The 656-nt window shown below is 68.0% G+C and carries 1 pseudogene; it reads right to left on the bottom strand.

Annotated features, from left to right (window positions below):
• Positions 1-369 (bottom strand): annotated as a pseudogene (locus AC1DWF_RS35325) (type I secretion system permease/ATPase); the annotation flags it as partial.
• Between the last annotated feature and the right edge of the window lie 287 nt (positions 370-656).

Here is a 656-nt window from a genome sequence, read left to right as displayed (position 1 = left end):
GGTGGAGAGGTCGCGCAGGGCCTCCATGCGATAGGACCGTCCGCGCGGCTGGGCCTCCAGCGCCCGGGCAAAGCCTTCCGGCGCCAGGCGGTGCTCCACCCAGCCGGCGACGCGTTGCATCACGGCGCCGCGGATGGCGTCCAGCCCGGCGAAGACTCCGAGGGCGAAGACGGCGATGACGGTGAGGTGGATCAGCGTGTCGGTGTTGCGGGTGGTCAGCACCCGGTCGAAGACCTGCATCATGTAGAGCGAGATCGTGAGCTGGAGGAGGTTCGCCACCCCCGAGAAGGCGCCCACGATCCAGAAGGTGGCGCCGCAGGAGGAAAGCGCGCGCGCAAGCGCGTTGGTCTCGGTGTTCGGATCTTGCATATTGTGATCACGCCGCAGCGGGGTATCCCCGTCGCGTCGCTTCTCTCCAGAAAATGCGGTCGCAAGGTCGGGATCCGCGCGGGGGCGCAGGGCTGGAACTGGAGGCAGTACCTCGCTGCCCCCGCCCATCCTCTGCGCCGCAGCCCATAGCCCTCCGCGCTTCCGCGGCCAGTGTGGAAGCGCGAAGTTTCGCGCCAACTCGGGTTCGGGGGACGATGTCCAGCGCGGGGCGCGAGGAAGCAAGTCTTTTGCCAAGGGCCGCCGGTAAACTTTACACCTTCCGGCAC

The organism is Aminobacter sp. P4_D5 (genome assembly GCF_056401815.1).
The sequence above is the reverse complement of the archived record's forward strand: the minus strand, read 5'-3'. Positions and strand labels throughout refer to the sequence as shown.